The organism is Candidatus Pelagibacter sp. PS_06, from assembly GCF_059418045.1.
In genome coordinates this window covers 35,603-55,981 of record NZ_CM182078.1, presented here as the reverse complement: position 1 = coordinate 55,981, position 20,379 = coordinate 35,603, and the positions used below count along the sequence as shown (strand labels likewise).

Genomic DNA, 20,379 nt, shown 5'->3' with positions numbered 1-20,379 from the left:
AGATTATTTTATTATAATTTCTAGACTTTTAAAGGAAGAATTTTTAACAAAAGTTTATTCCTAATTAAATCAGTATTTAATTGGTTAAGAGTATTAATTATAAAATAAACTGTATCATCATCTATATCTTCAATTTTTTCTGGTCCAATAACTTCTATAATTCTGAGTAATGCTGCCCCAATTTCTTCATTATCAATCATTTTTTGAATATCTGAAGGCATCTCTGATTTATTAATTTTATATAAATTTTTATATTTTTTTGAAATTTCAATTCCATCTGATTTTAAAGCCTCAAGAAAAATTATATCTTTTTTGGATAGAGAGTATTTTTTATCTTTTTTTATCTTTTTCAAAAACTTATTTAAATCTTCTTCAATTTTTGATTTTGCATAATCTCCATTAAAGTAATTTATCAATTTAGATTGGTGTAATACTTTGTTGTTGTATTTGATTTTTTTATTAATGATTTTATCATTTGATATGTATTGTTTATAAAAAGTAGTAAAATTTGAAGGGATATCTACCTCATCAATCTCTTTTAACAATCTTTTAAGCTCTTCATCAAAAGCATTTCCAATACCCTCAGACTCAAAAATATCTTTTAAAATTTTTATTAGTTGTAGTTTTAGTTTTGGCTCTTCTGATAAAAGTAACCTTTGATATACTAATGCTTTGCCCTCGATAGAAGAAAGAGATTTATAAGACTCTTTTGTATTTAAAAACTGATTTATATTAAATTGAAATCTTAGGTAAAATTCAAATAATTTTTCTTCTGAATAATTTTTATCATGTGTAGCTCTTTCAATGGTTGAGATTTTTTCTATGTCTGTAATTTCTACATCTTGAATTTTATATAATAAGTTGGATGATGATAAATACTTCCATATTAGCTTAGGAGTATCTTCATTTGGCTCATATGCAAATTCTGGATTTGTTCGATGAGCTAAATGAAAGTCTAAAATAGAATTTTCTGAAACATCCTTACTCGCTTCATCTAAATATCCAAATAAATAGTTAATCTTATTTTCATAATATTCATTTTCAAAACCTAGTTCTTTTTTTAAGTCTAAAATTAATTGAGCTTCCTCATTTTTTCCATAATTAATTAAACAGTATAAATTAAATCTTGATAAATACTCATTTTCTAGAGGTTCTTTAATTCTAGAAAAGATCTCACATGACTTCTTAACATCTGATTTAGATAAATATCTATCAACCATATATTTCATGAGCTCTGGATGTTGGTTCGAAATTTGATTCTTAATAAGATATTCTTCAATCAATTCTAAATCAGAATTTTTAATAAGCCATCTTGTCTTGAATTCAATAAACTCTTTATCTGTAATATTTTGATCTGGATAATAAGCATTTGTTAATAATGAAATATTTAAAATTTCAGAAGCGTCTTTTGAAAGATCATACCTATCAATATTTTTAAAAAGCTTCTTTAATGTTGAGCCATCAGAATTTGTCCACATGTCTATACTTAAGCCATAATCTTTTGGATCATACAAGCCTGCTATTTTTATTGTTTTGGAAGTTAAATCACTATCCAGCATTATAGAGTCTTGATTTTTATCAACTTGCATTTTGTAAATATTACTTTGAAATTTTTTTTCAGGATTTTCTGATGATAAGTTTTCTTCTGAAATAGTCTCTGTTTCTTGCTTATCTATATTCCAAATATCTACAGGTTTTTCTTCTGCAATTGAAAACAAGGGTAACAATAGAGAAATAATTATAATTGATAAATTTTTCTTATTTAACAATTTTAAAATTTTCATTTGGAATAATTTTTTCTATTTCTTTTTTTGGAGCTGGAAAATCAACCTTACTTATAAAAAAAGCAACTCCCAAAATAACTACAAGACTAATCACAATTTTAATAACTATTGCAATGATATTGGCTTTGCCTGAACTTGTATTTTGATTGAATTGCATATAGTTTTAATTAATTTCAAATTAAGACATATTTGTGTTTTTTCAATAAAGAAACTTATGAAATCAAAAGAAAATCTTGTTTTTTTAGGGATGATGGGATCTGGAAAGAGTTCTATTGGTTCACTAGTTGCAAAAAAATTAAAAGTTGAATTCATAGACGTAGATAAGGAGATTGAAAAAGAATTAGGTATATCGATATCAAAAATGTTTGAAACAAAAGGTGAAGATTATTTCAGAAAATATGAAGAAAAAATAACTCTTAGAGTACTAAAAACAAATTCAATTGTAGTATCTCTTGGTGGAGGGGCTTTTGTGAACAAGGTTATTAGAAAAGAAATTCTCAAAAACCATATTTCTTTTTGGCTAAACTGGAATGATGAAATATTATTAGAAAGAATTAAAAATAGCAAAAAAAGACCTCTCGCTTTCAATTCAACAGAAAATGAATTGATTGATTTAATAAAAAAACGGTCTAACATTTATTCTAAAGCATTATATGAAATTAAATGTGATAAAATGTCTAAAAGTGAAATTGTTAAAAAAGTTTTAAATAATTATGAAGCTCACTAAACTAAAAATTAATACCAAAACTAAGAAATATTCAATTATTATTGGTTCTAATTTAGTGGCCAATGTATCAAAAATTTTCAAAGAAAACTCAATTGATTTCAAACAATGTTTGCTCATTATTGATAAAAATATCTCTAAACAATTTATTTCTAAGATAAAAAAGTCTCTGCATACAAGAAAAATTTATGTTCATTTTTTTAAAGCTAATGAAATGAACAAGAATTTTGGTAGTGTAAATAAAATCTTAGACATCTTACTAGACAAAAATTTTTCAAGAGAAGATTGTGTTATATCTATCGGTGGAGGAATTACGGGTGATATAAGTGGTTTTGCAGCAAGTCTATTTAAAAGAGGATTAAAATTTATCAATATTCCAACTACTTTATTATCTCAGGTCGACTCATCGATTGGTGGAAAAACAGGGGTAAACTCTAAATATGGAAAAAACTTAATCGGAAGTTTTTATCAACCAAACTTAGTTATATCTGATGTTCAATTTTTAAAAACATTACCAAAAAGAGAATTAATTTGTGGATATGGTGAAATTTTAAAACATTCTTTAATAGCTAATAAAAGTTTTTATAATTTTTTAGATAAAAACAATGATAAAATTTTAAAACTTTCGTCTCCATTTGTTGAAAAAGCTATATATGAAAGTTGTAAAATAAAAAAAGATGTTGTGGAAAAAGATGAAAAAGAACAAGGGCTAAGAAAAATACTAAATTTTGGTCATACATTTGCACATGCCTATGAGGCTTCTTTAGGTTATTCAAAAAAACTTAACCATGGTGAAGCTGTAATACTTGGTATGAAAAGTGCATTAAATTTTAGCTTAAAAAATAGTTTGATTCAAAAAAAAGACTGTCATTCAATCTTAATGCATATTTCAAAGGCAAATTTGCCATCAAAAATAAAAAAATTTTTTAAAATTAGAGATTTAAATAAAATATTATCTTTTATGGCTAAGGATAAAAAAAATAATTCAAATAAAATCAATTTAGTTTTACTTAAAAAAATAGGACAGCCAATTATTAATAAAGAATATAAAAAAAATGATTTGTCTAAGTTTCTAAAAAGTGAATTAAGAAATTAATATTTGTATTGAGTGAATGTACTCTTTCAACTCTTTATCCAAAATTTTATAGATTTTTTTATTACTTTCAATTCGACTCAAGGCCTTCAATTCACTTGAAATTAAAGTAATTTTTAAATGATACCTGCCTTCTTGATTTCCAGAATGATTTTTATGAAGAAAAGACTTATCTTCTATTTTGATACTTCCAATATCAATTTGATCAGCAAGTTTCTTTTTTACAATTGCAATTAACTCATTTATATCCATATACTAAATCTATTATACATCATGAAAAATATTTGCGACTGGAATAATTGTAATGAAATTGGTGATTACAGAGCGCCTGTTGAAAAAGATAACAGTAAAAAATATAGAATGCTTTGTCTTGAACACGTAAAAGAGTTTAATAAAAATTGGAATTATTTTTCAGGAATGAATGATGATCAAGTTTTAGATTTCTTAAAATCAGATATGATTTGGCATAAACCCACTCAAAGCTTCAGCTCCTCTGATAATTTCTTTAAAGTTCTTTGGAATAACACCTTAAGAGATGAATTAGATAAAGATAAAATTAATGGTGACTATGATCATATGCGTCAATTTAAATTTAATCACAAAGATATTAAAGCCTTTGGTATATTGGGAATTTCTGTGGGATTGAAGTGGGTAAAAGTCCAAGATAAGTTCAAATTACTTGTTAAAAAATATCACCCAGATATAAATGCTGGTAACAAAAAATATGAAGAAAAACTTAAATTAATAACTTTAGCTTATACGCAGCTTAAAAATACTTATAGAGATAAAATTGACACCAAATCTTAATATTCAACCTGATATAAAAGTTTCATTAAAACAAACTTTCGGGATCGACTCAGAAATGGAAGTGGATGCCTTTTCAAAAAAAAATGAGTACGTTCCTGAAATAGACAAAAGTTACAAATTTGATAGAGACACAACAATGGCAATTATTTCTGGGTTTGCCTACAACAAAAGAGTGTTGGTTCAAGGGTATCATGGTACAGGAAAATCAACTCATATAGAGCAAATCGCTGCTAGGTTGAACTGGCCATGTATTCGTGTAAATTTAGATAGCCACGTTAGTAGAATAGATTTAATAGGAAAAGATGCAATAGTTCTTAAAGATGGAAAGCAGGTTACACAATTCAACGAGGGTATTTTGCCTTGGTCCATACAAAATCCAGTTGCTCTTGTTTTTGATGAGTATGATGCTGGTAGACCAGATGTCATGTTTGTAATTCAGAGAGTTTTGGAAGCAGAAGGTAATTTTACTCTTCTAGATAAAAATAAAGTTATCAAACAAAATAAATTTTTTAGATTGTTTGCTACATCTAATACTGTTGGATTAGGTGATACCACAGGTCTTTATCATGGTACTCAACAGATAAACCAGGGTCAAATGGATAGATGGAATATTGTAACAACGCTCAACTATCTGGGCCTTGAAAGAGAATTGGATATAGTTTTAGCAAAAAATAAAAATCTAAATAATGCAAAAGGTAAAGAAAAAGTTGCTAACATGATAAAAGTAGCTTCTTTGACAAGAAAAGGATTTATTGCAGGTGACATTTCAACAGTTATGAGTCCAAGAACTGTAATGCATTGGGCTGAAAACTCAGAGATTTTTAAAGATACAGGTTACGCTTTCAGAGTAACTTTCCTTAATAAGTGTGATGAAATTGAAAAAAATACTATCGCAGAATATTATCAAAGATGCTTTGGTGAAGAACTTCCTGAGTCGTTGATGAATATTCAGATTTAAATGAGTGATAGGATAGCTAGTTTAAAAGAAAAATTTAGAATTGCATTAACTTCAACAGCAAAAGTAATTTCAGATGATTTTGATTTTAAAGATAAATCATCAGAAAATGATAAGAAAAAAGATTTAAATTTAATTGAAATTGATAATCTAACTAAACCAAGTGATTTCATTAAATTACGTGCTGAAACTGACTCTTCCGCTTTAAAAAAAAAATTTTCCAGTGATACTATTTATAGAAAAAATCTACCATCTAATACATCCTCCAGATCTCTATACAATATAGCAGAAAAAATAAGGTATGAAGTATTAGGTGGCAAAATGCTTAAAGGAATTGAAAAAAATTTTCATCAAAATTATTCTCATATAATTAATACCAAAAGAAAAGATCAATTAAAAACAAAGGAAGATGTGCCTGTAACAGAAGCCTTCGAACTATATATGCTAAAAAACTTTCATCAAATAAAATTAAATCCATTGACAACAAAAATGTTAAATTTTTGGGAAAAAGACTTTGAACAATCAGTAGAAAAACACAAAAAATTTTTGGAAGATAATATAGAAAATCAAGAGAACTATAGCTCAAGATTTTCTCAAATTCTTGAAGAAATGGATATTTTTCAAAGTGAAGAGGATGAAGAAAAAAAAGAGGAGAATCAAGATCAAGAGCAAGATAATCCTTCAAATGATGATCAAGACAAAGATAAAGAAGATAATAAAGATGAGAATAATGATCAGGAAACTCAAGCCAGTCTAGATGCTGATTATAATGTTGATGAATTTAATCTAGATGAACAACTTTCAGATACTGAGTCAGATGAAAAGAGCTCAGAACAAATTGTTCAAAAAACTCTTGATAGTATTAATTTAGATTACAAAGTTTTTACAACTCAATATGATGAAATAACAAAAGCAGAGAAATTAGAGAATGCAGATGAAGCAGCAAAACTTCGTAGAACCTTAGACCAGCAGCTGGTAGGATTTCAAGATGTAATAACTAAACTTGCAAATAAACTGCAAAGACAGTTGTTAGCAAAACAAAATAGAGCATGGGATTTTGATTTAGAGGAAGGGTTACTTGATAGCTCAAAGTTACCAAGAATTATTATGGACCCTTATAATTCACTATCATTTAAAAAAGAAAAAGATTTGGATTTTAAAGATACAATAGTAACTTTATTAATTGATAATTCTGGATCGATGAGAGGAAGACCTATTACAATAGCTGCAATATGTGCAGATATATTGTCTAGAACTTTAGAGAGATGCTCAGTTAAGGTTGAGATTTTAGGATTTACTACAAAAAATTGGAAGGGTGGACAAAGTAGAGAGCTTTGGAATAAAAAATTAAAACCTAAAACTCCTGGAAGGTTAAATGATTTAAGACATATAATTTACAAAGGAGCTGACACTCACTGGAGACAAGCTAAAAATAATTTAGGACTAATGTTGAAAGAAGGTCTCTTAAAAGAGAACATTGATGGAGAAGCTATTTCTTGGGCTTACAATAGAATCAAGAAGAGAAAAGAAGAAAGAAAAATTATGATGGTAATTTCTGATGGTGCTCCAGTAGATGACTCAACTCTTTCAGTAAATTCAGGAGATTTTTTAGAGAAACATCTTAAAAAAATGGTCAAATTTATTGAAACCAAAACTGAAATTGAAGTTTTGGCAATTGGTATTGGTCACGATGTATCAAGATATTATGACAAGGCAATAAAAATTACAGATGTAAATGAATTAGGAGATGTTATGATATCTCAACTAAGTTCTTTATTTGAAACGAAAAAAAAATTTCATTAAATATTAAATAAATCTTTATTACTCCATTTAATAATCACTTCTGCACCTCTTCTAGTTTTTGAGTTTCTACAATTTATTGAGGCAAAATTTTTTTCTAAAAGTGTTTTTCCAATAAATAAACCTAATCCTAAACCTGCTTTCGATTTTTCAGTCAGATCTTTTGACCTCAAATAGGGTTCTCCAATTTTTGATAGAACATCTTTTGGATAGCCATTGCCATCATCCTCAATAATAATTTCTGTTATTTCACTATCACTTTTTAAATTTATATAAATTGCCTCTTTTGAAAATTTATTTGCATTTCCAATAAAATTTCTTAGGCCATATACAATTTCTATAGATTTTGTTATTTTTTTTAGATTTGAAAATTGATCATGATTAAAAACAAACCTTTTTTGACTAATCTCTTTAAATGAAGATATAATTTCACTTAAGTAATCTTTCATTGAAAGATCTTTATCAATAAAATCGTCTTCTTCTACAGGATTTAAGGTTAATCGTTTTAAAATTTCATTACATCTTTCTACCTGACTAGACAGCAACTCTATATCTTTTTTAATATCATCTTGGTTTTTAAATTGTTTCTCCAGATCATGTGCAATAATCTTAATTGTAGACAAAGGGGTTCCTAGTGAATGAGCTGCTGCAGCTGCCTGACCTCCTAAAGATAAAAGCTCATGTTCAGTAGCCATCACTTCTTCCATTTTTGCTAATGCCTCTCTTCTTAATCTGGATTGTGTTCCAAATGACATTGCTAAATAATTTAAAAAAATTAAAGCAATTATCAAAGCTATTGGAATTGAGTAAAAATAGTATGCACTGACATGAAAATGATCACTAATTGGAGACGGTAGTTCTAATGAATAAAATGTAAGTACAAAAATTATGAACACCGTAAGCAATACTAACAAAGAATTAGTTTTAAAACTTAGATTTGATGAAGAAAAAATGCTTGGAATTAATAAAAAAATACTAAATGGATTGGCTACTCCTCCTGTTAAATAAAGCAGAGCACCTAGTTGCAAAATATCTATGACTAAAAAGATAAAAGCTGAACGATCCGATAATTGTGTTTTTTTGTATATGAAGATTAAAAATAGATTACTTAGAATTCCCAAAAATATTATCAAATTACAAACAATAAAATTAAAATCAAAATTTAAAAAAAAATAGACAAAGTTAACTGATATTAATTGTCCAATAATACCAATCCATCTTAAACTTATATAAGTTGATTTTTTAAAAAAATGGTATTTTGAAGTTTCAAAGAACTTCATTATTAAATATCAAGATTTTGTACATTAATCGCGTTAGAAATTATAAAATCTTTTCTCAGAGCAACATCATTTCCCATTAAAGTGTGTATTAGACTTTGATCTTTCTTTAGATCTTTTGAATACTGTACTTGTAATAGATTTCTTGTTTCAGGGTCGAGTGTTGTACTCCACAACTCTTCTGGGTTCATCTCTCCTAATCCCTTAAACCTTTGAATATTCATTTTTGATTTTTCTAGATCTAATTCTTTTATAAATTCTTTAGATCCTCTTTTTAATTTTTTTAACTCTTTACTGTTATTAACAATATAATCTTCTAATTCTTTTTCATCTTTAATATATATTCCTTTTGTTCCTTTATTTATTTTAAATAATGGAGGTTGGGCCAAATATACATGTCCATTTTCAATCAATTTATTGAATGGTTTATTATTAAAAAAAGTTAACAGAAGAGCTCTGATGTGGGATCCATCTACATCAGCATCTGTCATAATAATAATCTTTCCATATCTAAGATCTTTTAAATCTATTTCATGAACCTTTGGATCTAAACCTAATGCATTTATTAAAGTAACTATTTCATTGGATGATATCATTTTTGACAAAGCTTTAGTTCTTTGTTGTTCTGAATTATCACCATTGCCATTTTTTTTAGCTGCTAAATCCTCAACATAAGTATTCAAAATTTTACCTCTTAAAGGTAAAACAGCTTGATTGGATCTATTTCTACCTTGTTTAGCTGAACCACCCGCTGAGTCACCCTCTACAATAAACAACTCTGTACCATCTTGTTTTCCTATTTGGCAATCAGCCAGTTTTCCAGGAAGACCACTTAATTCCAAGGCACCTTTTCTTCTTACATTTTCTCGCGCTTTTCTAGCTACATCTCTCGCCATTGCAGCTTGAATAACTTTTGCTAAAATTATTCTAGCAACTGACGGATTTTGATCAAACCATATAGATAATTTTTCATTCACTACAGTTTCTACAATCATCCTTACTTCTGATGAAACTAGTTTGTCTTTTGTTTGAGATGAAAATTTAGGATCAGGAATTTTAGTAGAAAGCACACAAGTTAATCCTTCTTTAATATCATCTCCTGAAATTGCTAATTTATTTTTCTTGAGTAAATTGTGTTCATTAGCATATTTGTTAACAACTCTAGTTAACGCACTTCTAAAGCCCAATAAATGAGTACCACCATCTTTTTGGTAAATATTATTAGTATAAGGGAAAATATCCTCAGCATAACTTCCGTTCCACTTTAAAGAACACTCAAGTTCGATATTATCTTTTTTTCCTTCTATATAAATTGGTTTTTTAAATAAATCATTACCATTTTTATTTTGTAGTTTTTCTCTTTTCTCATCTAGAAAATCTACAAACTCAAGTACACCACCATCAAATTTAAATTCAGATACTTTCTCTTTTTTTAAACTAGCATCGGTAAAAATTATTTTAATACCTTTATTCAAAAATGCTAACTCTCTCATTCTTTTTATGAGAATGTTTGCACTAAATTTTGTAGAAGAAAAAATTTCTTTTGATGGCAAAAATGTTATCTGAGTTCCATTTTCTTTAGATTTTCCAATAACTTTCAATGGTGCTTTTGCTTCACCATTTTTAAATTCTATAAAATGTTTTTTTCCGTCTCTACTTATCTCTAACTGTAGTGACTCTGACAAAGCATTAACAACCGAAACTCCAACCCCATGAAGTCCACCTGAAACTTTGTATGAGTCGTGATCAAATTTACCACCCGCATGTAGTTGTGTCATGATAACTTCTGCTGCTGATTTTTTTTCTCCTTTGTGCATATCAACAGGAATTCCTCTACCATCATCATTAACTGTGATAGTTCCATTTGAATTAATTTTTACATTAATATTTTTACAATGGCCTGCTAAAGCCTCGTCTATAGAGTTATCAACAACTTCATAAACCATATGATGCAAACCAGTTCCATCATCTGTATCACCGATATACATTCCTGGTCTTTTTCTAACCGCTTCAAGACCTTTTAAAACTTTAATGGAATCTGCTTGATATGTATTTTTATTTGTCATTTTTTAAATTTTTGGAAAAAAAAATTATAACATTATTTATAAAAAATGCTGATTTATATTCACTAAATTAAGTAAAAAAAGACTAATTAGGACTGCAAATTAAGGCTTATTTAATGGCGGAGAGAATGGGATTCGAACCCATGAAAGGATTGCTCCTTTACACGCTTTCCAAGCGTGCGCCTTCAACCACTCGGCCACCTCTCCAATTATTTTTCTTTTGAAATCTTGAGAACACCAATAAATGCCTCCTGGGGAATTTCTACTCTTCCAAATTGTTTTGATCTAGCCTTACCCTTTTTTTGCTTTTCAAGAAGTTTTCTTTTTCGGTCTGTAGCTCCACCACCATGAATTTTGGTTAAAACATCTTTTTTAAAACCTTTAATAGTTTCTCTAGCTATTATCTTTCCCCCAATTGCTGCTTGAACAGGTATCATAAAATTATGTCTTGGTATTAAATCTTTTAGTTTTTCACAAACTTCCCTTCCAGTTCTTTGGGCAAAATCTTTGTGAATCATCATTGCTAAAGCATCTACTGGCTCAGCATTAACTAAAATTCCAAGTTTTACTAAATCTCCTTCTCTATGTTCAATAATTTCATAATCAAAACTAGCATATCCACTAGTCATAGATTTTAAACGATCATTAAAATCAAAAACTACTTCATTTAACGGTAGTTCATAATTTACAACAGCTCTATTTCCTGAATAACTTAAATTGGTTTGTATTCCTCTTTTATCCTGACACATTTTCATAATTGAGCCCAAATATTCATCTGGGGTAATTATTGTTGCCTTTATCCAAGGTTCTTCAATTAACTTAATCAAAGTTGGATCCGGTAAACTTGAAGGATTATGGAGATCTATTATATCTCCACTATTCATATAAACTTTATATACTACCCCTGGAGTTGTTGTTAATAAGTTAACATCAAATTCTCTTTCTAATCTTTCCGTAACAATTTCTAAATGAAGCAATCCTAAAAACCCACATCTAAAACCTAGTCCTAATGCTGAAGAAGACTCAGGCTCAAATGAAAAACTTGCATCATTCAATTGTAGTTTGGCTAAACCATCTTTTAATTTTTGATATTCAGAACTATCTACTGGAAATAATCCACAAAAAACTACAGGCTTACTAGGTTTAAAACCAGGAAGCGCTTCTGTTAAAGGTTTTGTAGCATCACATATTGTGTCACCAACTTTTGTTTCTGATAAAACTTTTATTCCAGTTGTTATAAAACCTATTTCTCCAGCATTTAATCCATTGATATCCGTAGCTTTTGGCGTAAATACACCTACTTTTTCAACAATATATTCTTGATTGGTTGACATCATTTTAATTTTCATATTTTTTGAAATTTTACCATCAATAACTCTGACTAGAATTACAACTCCTAAGTAAGTATCGTACCAGCTATCAACTAATAAACATTTTAAATCTCCTAAACTTTCACCTTTAGGTCCAGGTAATGCTGAAATAATTTGTTCTAAAATATCATCAATACCCTCTCCTGTTTTACCTGAACAAGGAATTGCGCTCTCTGTATCTATACCTATTACTTCCTCTATTTGTTTCTTTGTTCTATCTAAATCTGATGCTGGAAGATCTACTTTATTTAAAACTGGTACTATTTCATGATCTATATCTAAAGCTTGATACACATTTGCAAGTGTTTGGGCTTCTACCCCTTGAGTGCTATCAACTATTAAAATTGAGCCTTCACAAGCATAAAGAGATCTACTAACCTCATAACTAAAATCTACATGACCCGGGGTATCAATAATATTTAAGATATAATTTTTACCATCTTTAGCTTTGTAATTAAGCTTTACTGTCTGAGCTTTGATTGTAATACCTCTTTCACGCTCTATATCCATCGAATCTAAAACCTGTGCCTTCATTTCTCTTTCAGTCAGTCCACCACAGCTATGAATAATTCTATCTGCTATTGTTGATTTTCCATGATCAATATGTGCAATAATTGCAAAATTTCTAATATGATCAATGCTTGTCATTACTACGATCTAATTTTAGCGTCTATTTTTGACTCTACGGTAGAGATAATTAGTTGATTAATTTTATTTAAATCATCTTCTGATAAAGTTTTTTCAGGAGACTGTATGGTTATATTTAAAGCAATTGATTTTTTATTTTCTGGAATATTTTTACCTTCGTAAACATCAAAAACTTTAACTGATTTAATCAAATTTTTATCAACATTCGAGATAACCTCTATGAGTTCTTGAACAGGAAACCCTTTATCTAAGATAAATGCAAAATCTCTCTCAGATTTTTGGAAATCAGAAAATTTATAATTTGTTTTTTGATCTTTAAGCGATTTTTTTGGTTGCTTGATGTTATCTAAAAAAATTTCAAAACCCACCAATGCTTCAACCTTAAGGTCTAGTTTTTTAAGAATACTTGGGTGGATATCACCAAAAAAAGCTACGACTTTTTCTTTACCCTTATTTAGAAACACCCTGCCTGATTTTCCAGGATGATAATAATTTGGTGTTTCTGTATCATAATACAATTTATCCTTATCATATCCTGCTTCCGTTAAGCTTTGAACCACATCACTTTTAACATCATAAGCATCTACTAGTCTCTCTTTTTCTAACCAATTTTGTCTAGAAAATTTTCCAGATTTTAATCCACCAACTACTGTTTGTTGCTCTCCTGGTTTTTCACCAAGAAATGCAGGGCCTATTTCAAATATTGATAAATCTTTAAATCCTCTATCTAAATTTTTATTTAAATGGATTATCAAATTAGAAAAAATTGAGCTTCTCAAAACATCTAAATCGGAACTTATTGGATTAATTATTTTAATTTCTTTATTCTTTTCAATAAACAATTGGTTGATTTTGCTGTCAGTAAAAGACCAAGTGATAGCTTCCAAATAACCTTTTGAGGCAATAGCTCTTTGCAAAAAATGAAACAATCTTTGTTTTTTATTTAATGTTGGTTTTTCTCTAACTTTTTTAGGTTCTATCATCTTGATTTTATCATAACCCTTAATCCTAACTAACTCTTCCACAACATCTATTGACTGAGAAATATCTGGTCGCCAAGTTGGAATTTTTAATTCGAATAATTTTTCAATTTTTTTAACTTCAAAACCAAGTTTAATTAAAATTTTTTCAATTTCTGAATTTTCAATCGCAATACCTGTTACTTTCTCAAATAAAGAAGGATCGAATTTTAATGATTGTTTTTTATAATCTTTGATTTTTTGAACGTCAAATTGACTTATTTTGCCCCCGCAAACTTCTTGAATTAAGCTTGCAGCTTTTTCTAATCCTTGCTCAATTGACAACGGGTCAATTCCTCTTTCAAATCTAAATTTAGCATCTGTATCTATATTCAAAATTTTTGATGATTTTCTAATCGATCTTGGAGAAAAGTATGCTGACTCAATTAATACATTTTTTGTATCTAATTCAGTTCCTGACCTGGTTCCACCAATTATTCCTCCTAATCCTAATACACCTGAGGCATCAGATATTACACACATTCCATCTTGAAGTTTATAATCCTTATTATCTAAAGCTTTAAAGGTCTCATTTTTTTTTGAGTTTCTAACAACTATTCCTTTGTCAATTTTGCCAACATCATAAGCATGTAATGGTCTATTTAAATCAAACATTACATAATTAGTTATATCTACGATAGCTGAAATTGGTTTTTGACCTATAGAAATGATTTTTTCTTTAAGCCACTCTGGACTCTCAATATTTTTAACTCCTGTAATTAAACAACTACCAAATACTGTACAAGCCTGTTCTTCCTCATCTTCAATTTTAACATTAACTGTATGTTTTCCTTCTTGTAAAAGTTTGCTTACTTTTGAATTTTTTAAAGTCCCTGAGCCAGCAGCAGCCAGATCCCTAGCTATACCCCGTATACCCAAACAATCTGCTCGATTAGGAGTAATAGATATATCGATCACATTAGAATTTTTTTTTGGAAAATAACTTTTTCCAATTTTGTTTTCAAATTTATCTAATGAAAGTTCAGTAATTCCATCACTTTCATCTGATAAGTTTAATTCTGACTCTGAACAGAGCATTCCATATGAGGTAACACCTCGAATTTTACTTACTACTAGTTTCATTTGATTTTTTGGAACAATCGCACCAGGCGGAGCATAAATTGTAATTAAACCATCTTTAGCATTAGGAGCTCCACATACAACTTTTACAGGTTTTCCAGATCCAATATCTACATCACAAACTCTTAGTCTGTCTGCGTTAGGATGTTTCTCTGCTTTAATGATTTTTGCAACTACAAAACTATCAAGTTCATCAGATTGTTTTTCAACACTTTCAACTTCTAAACCAACATCGGTAAGTTTATCTATTATCTGATTTTCATTAAATTCAGTCTCTAAATGATCTTTTAGCCAATCAGTAGTAATCTTCATCTGCTTAAACCTCTGTAACTTGAAGGTACATCAATTGGGTCGAATCCAAACTGGTTTAACCATCTATAATCACAATCAAAAAAGGCTCTTAAATCATTAATTCCATACTTAAGCATAGCCAATCTATCTATTCCGATTCCAAATGCATATCCTTGAAACTCATCTGGATTAACATTTACATTTTTAAGTACGTTTGGATGAACCATTCCACAGCCTAAAATTTCCAACCATTTGTCTCCCTCACCAATAATTATTTTTCCATCTTTTACTTCATAACCAATATCTACTTCAGCTGATGGTTCTGTAAAAGGAAAATGGCTGGGTCTAAATCTCATTTTTATCTTATCAACTTCAAAAAACTCTTTAATGAAATAATTCAAACATCCTTTTAGGTGCCCCATATTAATATTTTTATCTATATGTAGACCCTCTACTTGATGAAACATTGGTGCATGAGTTTGATCACTATCAGATCTATAAGTTCTGCCAGGTGCAATTATTTTAAAAGGAGGTTTGTCGTTTAACATAGTTCTAATTTGAACTGGCGAAGTATGAGTTCTTAATAACAGCTCTTTTTTTTCATCTAAATAAAAAGTATCATGCATATCTCTTGCAGGATGATTGTCGGGAGTGTTTAGTGCTGTAAAATTATTATATTCATTTTCAACATCTGGTCCTTCTTCAATACTAAAGCCTATTTCTGAAAAAATAGAAGAGATCTCATCGATTACTTGTGAAACAGGATGTATCTTACCTTGAGAAACTGGACGCTCAGGCAATGTGATATCAATTTTTTCTTTTTCTAATTTTTGATTAATCTCTTTTGTTTCAATCTCCTCAATTTTAGAGGCAATTAAATTTTGTAATTCATCTTTCGTAATATTTAAATCTGATGCAAATTTTTTTTTTTCTTCTTCTGGAATTTTTCCAAGCTGTTTAAATTTATTACTGATCAGACCATTTTTGCCAAATAAATCTGTTTTTATTTGATTAATTAAATTTAAATCTAAGTGCTCGTTTAGCTTTGCGAGATATTCATTTTTAATTTTTTTAATATCTGACATTTTAAGAGATTATTTCTTCACCTGCGAAAAACAATAGTGAAGATTAATTTAAAGCAGATTGTGCTTTTTGAACAATAGTTTTAAAGGCTTCAGGGCTATCGTAAGCTATTTCTGCAAGTATTTTTCTATCTATTGTAATGCCACATTTGCTAAGTCCATTAATGAACTTAGAATAAGTTATGCCTTCAGCTCTAACACCAGCATTAATTCTTTGTATCCACAAAGATTTAAAATCTCTTTTTTTATTTCTTCTATCTCTGTAAGCATACTGCATGGCTTTTTCCATTGCTTGCTTAGCGACTCTGATAGTGTTTTTTCTTCTGCCCCACTGACCTTTGACAGCTTTTAAAACTTTTTTATGTTTTGCTTTACTAGTTACGCCTCTTTTTACTCTTGCCATTATTAACCTCTTAAACTGTAGGGCATGTACGATTTAACAATTTTGCTATCTTGTTTAGACATTGTTGTTGTGCCTCTTAATTTTCTTATTTGAGAATTTGTTCTTTTAATCATGCCGTGTCTTTTACCAGCTTGGGCAGTCAAAACTTTACCTTTTGCAGATATCTTAAACCTTTTTTTTGCTGAGCTTTTTGTTTTTAATTTTGGCATAATTCTGCGGTCTTATACAAAGATTGATATAAATTTACAACCTATATTAAGGCCTATAAAGGCTGAATTACCATGATCATTTGCTTACCATCAAACTTAGGATGCAATTCTACCTTGCCAATATCCTTCATGTCCTCTTTGATCTTATCCATCAATTCTTTTCCTAAATGAGAATGTTGTAATTCACGACCTTTAAATCTTACAGTAAATTTTACTTTATCTCCTTTGGCTATAAATTTTTTTGCATTTTTAACCTTAAAATCATAATCATGAGTTTCTGTAACAGGTCTCATTTTAATTTCTTTAAGCAAAACAATCTTTTGTTTTTTCTTTGCAATATTTGCTTTCTTTTGAGCATCATATTTAAACTTACCCATATCCATAATTTTACAAACAGGTGGGTTTGCATTAGCTGCTATCTCTATTAAATCTAATCCCTGATTTTTTGCCATTGAGATTGCTTCATTGGTGTTCATCACACCTAGATTTTCACCATCACTTGCAATAACCTGAACATCAGGAGACGAGATTCTATTATTAGACCTAGGACCTCTGTCTTTTGTTCTTCTTTGAAAGTAATTTTGTTTAAAATCTGCCACTTAGTTTGAGGATGCTTTGTTTAAAGCAGAGAAAGTTTTTAAGAATAAATTTAAATCCATATTTTCTTGTTTGTTAGAGTCTAATCTTCTAATCGTTACCGAGTTAGAGTCAACTTCTTTTTTACCACAAATTAATAAAAGAGGTATTTTTGCTAATGAATGATCTCTTATTTTGTAATTTAAATTATGTTTTTTTAAATCAACATTTGAACTTATGCCTGCTTGTTTAATTTTTTTTGATACCTCAATTGCATAATCATCAAATTCTTCAGATATTGGTATTACAACAGTTTGTAATGGAGAAATCCAAAAAGGAAATTTGCCAGCATAATTTTCTATAAGAATTCCTATAAATCTTTCTAAAGAACCAAATAACGCACGATGAAGCATTACGGGTACTTTTTTAGTTCCATCTTTATCAACATAAGAAGCATCCAATCTTCCTGGTAAATTCAAATCAACTTGCAAAGTTCCGCACTGCCAATCTCTACCAATTGCATCTCTTAATACAAATTCAATTTTTGGACCATAAAATGCACCCTCACCCTTATTAATACTATATTCTAACTTAGATGCTTTAACTGCTTCAAGCAATGAAGCTTCTGCTTTATCCCAAACTTCATCTTCACCCACTCTTACGTCTGGTCTATCAGCATATTTTAAAATTACATTTTCAAAACCTAAATCTTTATAAATATCTAAAATTAAATTAGTCACTTCTAAGCATTCACTTGTAATTTGATCCTCTGAACAAAATATATGAGCATCGTCTTGTGTGAATGCTCTCACTCTTAGTAAACCATGGAGTGCTCCAGATGGTTCATAACGATGTACTTTTCCAAATTCAGTTATACGTAAAGGAAGGTCTCTATAACTTTTTAAACCTTGGTTGAATACCTGAATGTGACCGGGACAATTCATAGGTTTAATCGCAAATACTTTTTCGTCTGGAGTTTCTGAAGTATACATATTTTCACCATATTTTTCCCAATGACCAGATTTTTCCCACAACTGTCTATCTAATATCTCTGGTGTATTTACTTCTTTGTAACCAGCAGCATCTTGTCTGCCTCTCATATAATTAATCAATTTTTGAAATAAAGCCCAGCCTTTTTCATGCCAGAATACTGAGCCTGGACTTTCCTCTCTAAAATGAAATAAATCCATTTCTTTTCCAAGTTTTCGATGATCTCTTTTTTCAGCTTCTTCTATTCTTTTTAAATATTCATCTAGATCTTTTTGAGTTGCCCAGCTTGTACCATATATTCTTTGTAACATTTCATTATTAGAATCACCTCTCCAATAAGCTCCTGAAACTTTTGTAAGCTTAAAAAACTTTCCAATTTTACCTGTTGAAGAAAGATGTGGTCCTCTGCATAGGTCATGCCACTCACCATGAAAATAGATAGACACATCTTCATTTTCAGGGATTGCTTCAATTAATTCTGCTTTATAAATTTCTCCTTTTTCTTTAAAATGTGAAATAGCTTTATTTCTCTCCCAAACTTCTCTTTTTGTGATCTCATTTCTATCAACAATTTCTTTCATCTTATTTTCAATTTTTTCAAGGTCATCTTCAGTAAAAGGTTCTTTTCTTGCAAAATCATAATAAAAGCCATTTTCAATAACTGGCCCAATAGTAACTTGTGTTCCTGGAAACAATTCTTGTACAGCCATTGCTAAAATATGTGCTGTATCGTGCCTTATAGTTTCTAATCCCTCAGGATTTTTTGAAGTAAAAATTTTAATAGCACAATCTTTTTCAATTAAGAAATCTAAATCTTTTAAATTACCATCAACACTTATAACCATTGCTTGTTTGGCAAGTGACTTACTAATTTTTTCAGCTACATCTAGACCTGTAACTTTGTCTGGAAATGTTAAATTATTTCCATCTGGTAATGTAATTATAGGCATTAATTTAATATTCTTTTATACTCTGAATAAGTAGAAAAACACATTTTTTCAACATTAAATTTTTGAATTATATTTTTTCTTCCTTCTTTACCCATCGATTGTAATGTTGCTTCATCCATGGAAAGTACTTTTAAAATTTTTTTACATAATGATTTTGCATTGTTAGACTCGAATAAAAAACCTGTTTTTTCATCAATTACAGTTTCATTAGATCCGCCAATATCACTTGCAATTATTGGCTTTTCCATCGATTGAGCTTCAACAGCAACTCTTCCAAAAGCCTCAGGCTCAATTGATGCTGAAATCACAATATCAGAAACTTTGTAAGCTAAAGCCATATCATTACAATGATCGATAAATTTTATCTGATTATTTAATCTATGTTGTTCTGTAAGTCTGATAAGTTTTTTTTTATATAAATCTCTACCTTGATCACTTCCAAGTATTACGGCATAAAAAGCCTCATATCCAAGTTCAATATTTACTAAATTAATAGCTTCTATAAGAACTTCTTGTCCTTTCCACCCCGTAAGTCTCCCAGGTAAAAGAATTATCTTTTTATCTTTTTCTATTTGCCATTTTTTTAATAGTTTTTTTTCATCACTATCTAATTTGGTGGTTGGATCAAAATAATCAACATTAATTCCCCTAAAAATAACTAAAAGTTTTTTTTTAGTATTAAGATATTTTGTATAATTTTCTTTGATATGAGAAAAAATAAAATTAGATCCTGCTATAATTAAATCAGACCTAACCATTACAGAATTATAAAATTTTTTTATTTTATTATTAAAATTATAGGTTCCATGAAAGGTAGTAACAAATTTTCTGCCAGTAACTTTAGCTGCAAACAAACATGCCCAAGCAGGAGCTCTACTTCTGGCATGCACAATTGAAATATTTTTAATAAGTATAATGACAACTAAAACTAAAAAATTAATAAATATAATGAGTGGATTTTTACTATGAACAGGAAGTTTTATTATTTTTACTTTTTTTTTATCAATAAATTTAAGGAGTTCTCCTCCACTAGTTACAATGAATGATCCACAATCATTTTCCGGTAAATAATGAGCAATGTCATAGCAGCCAGTTTCTGCTCCTCCATAACCTAATTTTGGAATAACTTGTAAAACTTTTAAATTAGATGACATTTGATATGATTATATAATATTAGATTAAACATATAAACGATTATGACTCACTTCAGATATCACAATGTCTCAAAAACTAAGAAAATAAGATTTATTTGCAACAT

18 protein-coding genes and 1 tRNA gene are annotated in these 20,379 nt (G+C 29.0%); 5 read left to right on the top strand and 14 right to left on the bottom strand.

Annotated features, from left to right (window positions below):
* Positions 1 to 20: 20 nt before the first annotated feature.
* Complete coding sequence (locus AC5SLZ_RS00255; protein ID WP_494615636.1) at positions 21 to 1,784, bottom strand: hypothetical protein; 1,764 nt, start codon at positions 1,782 to 1,784, stop codon at positions 21 to 23.
* Complete coding sequence (locus AC5SLZ_RS00250) at positions 1,759 to 1,941, bottom strand: hypothetical protein (protein WP_028036203.1); 183 nt, start codon at positions 1,939 to 1,941, stop codon at positions 1,759 to 1,761. Before AC5SLZ_RS00250 ends, AC5SLZ_RS00255 begins: the two co-directional genes overlap by 26 nt.
* 57 nt (positions 1,942 to 1,998) lie before the next feature.
* On the opposite strand from AC5SLZ_RS00250, the gene AC5SLZ_RS00245 reads away from it, so the two are divergent.
* Both AC5SLZ_RS00245 and aroB read left to right on the top strand, forming a co-directional pair.
* The gene (locus AC5SLZ_RS00245; RefSeq protein ID WP_494615634.1) at positions 1,999 to 2,511 is read left to right on the top strand and encodes a shikimate kinase; all 513 of its coding nucleotides are present in this window, start codon (positions 1,999 to 2,001) and stop codon (positions 2,509 to 2,511) included.
* Positions 2,498 to 3,604, top strand: coding sequence for a 3-dehydroquinate synthase (aroB, locus tag AC5SLZ_RS00240; protein ID WP_494615633.1), 1,107 nt, complete (start codon positions 2,498 to 2,500; stop codon positions 3,602 to 3,604). Before AC5SLZ_RS00245 ends, aroB begins: the two co-directional genes overlap by 14 nt.
* Here aroB and AC5SLZ_RS00235 read toward each other — a convergent pair.
* Positions 3,593 to 3,853, bottom strand: coding sequence for a BolA/IbaG family iron-sulfur metabolism protein (locus AC5SLZ_RS00235; RefSeq protein WP_028036200.1), 261 nt, complete (start codon positions 3,851 to 3,853; stop codon positions 3,593 to 3,595). The two genes, aroB and AC5SLZ_RS00235, sit on opposite strands and share 12 nt — an antisense overlap.
* A 21-nt stretch (positions 3,854 to 3,874) precedes the next feature.
* Here AC5SLZ_RS00235 and AC5SLZ_RS00230 point away from each other — a divergent pair, with 21 nt between their 5' ends.
* The 3 genes from AC5SLZ_RS00230 to AC5SLZ_RS00220 are packed head-to-tail and all read left to right on the top strand — an operon-like array spanning position 3,875 to position 7,166.
* Entirely contained in the window at positions 3,875 to 4,408 is a 534-nt protein-coding gene (locus tag AC5SLZ_RS00230; protein ID WP_494615631.1) for a J domain-containing protein, read from the top strand.
* Positions 4,392 to 5,366 (top strand): cobaltochelatase subunit CobS, encoded by a 975-nt coding sequence (cobS, locus tag AC5SLZ_RS00225; protein ID WP_028036198.1) that lies wholly within the window; start codon positions 4,392 to 4,394, stop codon positions 5,364 to 5,366. Before AC5SLZ_RS00230 ends, cobS begins: the two co-directional genes overlap by 17 nt.
* A complete protein-coding gene (locus tag AC5SLZ_RS00220) occupies positions 5,367 to 7,166 on the top strand; it encodes a cobaltochelatase CobT-related protein (protein ID WP_494615630.1) in 1,800 nt (599 codons plus the stop codon). It begins immediately after the preceding gene.
* Here the strand turns inward: AC5SLZ_RS00220 and AC5SLZ_RS00215 are convergent.
* From AC5SLZ_RS00215 to AC5SLZ_RS00165, 11 genes are all read right to left on the bottom strand, one after another.
* On the bottom strand, positions 7,163 to 8,443 hold the full coding sequence (locus AC5SLZ_RS00215) for an ActS/PrrB/RegB family redox-sensitive histidine kinase (protein WP_028036196.1): 1,281 nt from the start codon (positions 8,441 to 8,443) through the stop codon (positions 7,163 to 7,165). The two genes, AC5SLZ_RS00220 and AC5SLZ_RS00215, sit on opposite strands and share 4 nt — an antisense overlap.
* Before the next feature lie 2 nt (positions 8,444 to 8,445).
* Positions 8,446 to 10,506, bottom strand: a complete 2,061-nt coding sequence (locus AC5SLZ_RS00210) for a DNA gyrase subunit B (protein ID WP_494615629.1) — start codon at positions 10,504 to 10,506, stop codon at positions 8,446 to 8,448.
* A gap of 114 nt (positions 10,507 to 10,620) precedes the next feature.
* Positions 10,621 to 10,710: transfer RNA gene (locus AC5SLZ_RS00205), tRNA-Ser, on the bottom strand.
* Positions 10,711 to 10,712: 2 nt separating this feature from the next.
* A complete protein-coding gene (gene lepA / locus AC5SLZ_RS00200) occupies positions 10,713 to 12,521 on the bottom strand; it encodes a translation elongation factor 4 (RefSeq protein ID WP_494615628.1) in 1,809 nt (602 codons plus the stop codon).
* A 2-nt stretch (positions 12,522 to 12,523) separates the two neighbouring features.
* Positions 12,524 to 14,932: a phenylalanine--tRNA ligase subunit beta gene (pheT, locus tag AC5SLZ_RS00195; RefSeq protein ID WP_494615626.1), complete on the bottom strand. Its 2,409-nt coding sequence runs from the start codon at positions 14,930 to 14,932 to the stop codon at positions 12,524 to 12,526.
* Positions 14,929 to 15,996 carry a phenylalanine--tRNA ligase subunit alpha gene (gene pheS, locus AC5SLZ_RS00190; RefSeq protein WP_494615625.1) on the bottom strand — a complete coding sequence of 356 codons (1,068 nt, stop codon included), beginning with the start codon at positions 15,994 to 15,996 and terminating at the stop codon, positions 14,929 to 14,931. Before pheS ends, pheT begins: the two co-directional genes overlap by 4 nt.
* A 43-nt stretch (positions 15,997 to 16,039) precedes the next feature.
* Complete coding sequence (gene rplT / locus AC5SLZ_RS00185; protein WP_028036191.1) at positions 16,040 to 16,396, bottom strand: 50S ribosomal protein L20; 357 nt, start codon at positions 16,394 to 16,396, stop codon at positions 16,040 to 16,042.
* A 2-nt stretch (positions 16,397 to 16,398) separates the two neighbouring features.
* Positions 16,399 to 16,605 carry a 50S ribosomal protein L35 gene (gene rpmI / locus AC5SLZ_RS00180; protein ID WP_028036190.1) on the bottom strand — a complete coding sequence of 69 codons (207 nt, stop codon included), beginning with the start codon at positions 16,603 to 16,605 and terminating at the stop codon, positions 16,399 to 16,401.
* Between the two features lie 53 nt (positions 16,606 to 16,658).
* A complete protein-coding gene (gene infC, locus AC5SLZ_RS00175; protein ID WP_028036189.1) occupies positions 16,659 to 17,204 on the bottom strand; it encodes a translation initiation factor IF-3 in 546 nt (181 codons plus the stop codon).
* Positions 17,205 to 19,121, bottom strand: coding sequence for a threonine--tRNA ligase (gene thrS / locus AC5SLZ_RS00170; protein ID WP_494615624.1), 1,917 nt, complete (start codon positions 19,119 to 19,121; stop codon positions 17,205 to 17,207).
* Positions 19,121 to 20,275 carry a glycosyltransferase family 4 protein gene (locus tag AC5SLZ_RS00165; RefSeq protein WP_494615622.1) on the bottom strand — a complete coding sequence of 385 codons (1,155 nt, stop codon included), beginning with the start codon at positions 20,273 to 20,275 and terminating at the stop codon, positions 19,121 to 19,123. The genes thrS and AC5SLZ_RS00165 overlap by 1 nt, the downstream gene beginning before the upstream one ends.
* Between the last annotated feature and the right edge of the window lie 104 nt (positions 20,276 to 20,379).

Bases quoted from the DNA above. Each gene is read 5' to 3' on its own strand.
- AC5SLZ_RS00255 (WP_494615636.1), bottom strand. From the start codon at position 1,784: ATGAAAATTTTAAAATTGTTAAATAAGAAAAATTTATCAATTATAATT.
- AC5SLZ_RS00250 (WP_028036203.1), bottom strand. From the start codon at position 1,941: ATGCAATTCAATCAAAATACAAGTTCAGGCAAAGCCAATATCATTGCA.
- AC5SLZ_RS00245 (WP_494615634.1), top strand. From the start codon at position 1,999: ATGAAATCAAAAGAAAATCTTGTTTTTTTAGGGATGATGGGATCTGGA.
- aroB (WP_494615633.1), top strand. From the start codon at position 2,498: ATGAAGCTCACTAAACTAAAAATTAATACCAAAACTAAGAAATATTCA.
- AC5SLZ_RS00235 (WP_028036200.1), bottom strand. From the start codon at position 3,853: ATGGATATAAATGAGTTAATTGCAATTGTAAAAAAGAAACTTGCTGAT.
- AC5SLZ_RS00230 (WP_494615631.1), top strand. From the start codon at position 3,875: ATGAAAAATATTTGCGACTGGAATAATTGTAATGAAATTGGTGATTAC.
- AC5SLZ_RS00220 (WP_494615630.1), top strand. From the start codon at position 5,367: ATGAGTGATAGGATAGCTAGTTTAAAAGAAAAATTTAGAATTGCATTA.
- AC5SLZ_RS00215 (WP_028036196.1), bottom strand. From the start codon at position 8,443: ATGAAGTTCTTTGAAACTTCAAAATACCATTTTTTTAAAAAATCAACT.
- AC5SLZ_RS00210 (WP_494615629.1), bottom strand. From the start codon at position 10,506: ATGACAAATAAAAATACATATCAAGCAGATTCCATTAAAGTTTTAAAA.
- lepA (WP_494615628.1), bottom strand. From the start codon at position 12,521: ATGACAAGCATTGATCATATTAGAAATTTTGCAATTATTGCACATATT.
- pheT (WP_494615626.1), bottom strand. From the start codon at position 14,932: ATGAAGATTACTACTGATTGGCTAAAAGATCATTTAGAGACTGAATTT.
- pheS (WP_494615625.1), bottom strand. From the start codon at position 15,996: ATGTCAGATATTAAAAAAATTAAAAATGAATATCTCGCAAAGCTAAAC.
- rplT (WP_028036191.1), bottom strand. From the start codon at position 16,396: ATGGCAAGAGTAAAAAGAGGCGTAACTAGTAAAGCAAAACATAAAAAA.
- rpmI (WP_028036190.1), bottom strand. From the start codon at position 16,605: ATGCCAAAATTAAAAACAAAAAGCTCAGCAAAAAAAAGGTTTAAGATA.
- thrS (WP_494615624.1), bottom strand. From the start codon at position 19,121: ATGCCTATAATTACATTACCAGATGGAAATAATTTAACATTTCCAGAC.
- AC5SLZ_RS00165 (WP_494615622.1), bottom strand. From the start codon at position 20,275: ATGTCATCTAATTTAAAAGTTTTACAAGTTATTCCAAAATTAGGTTAT.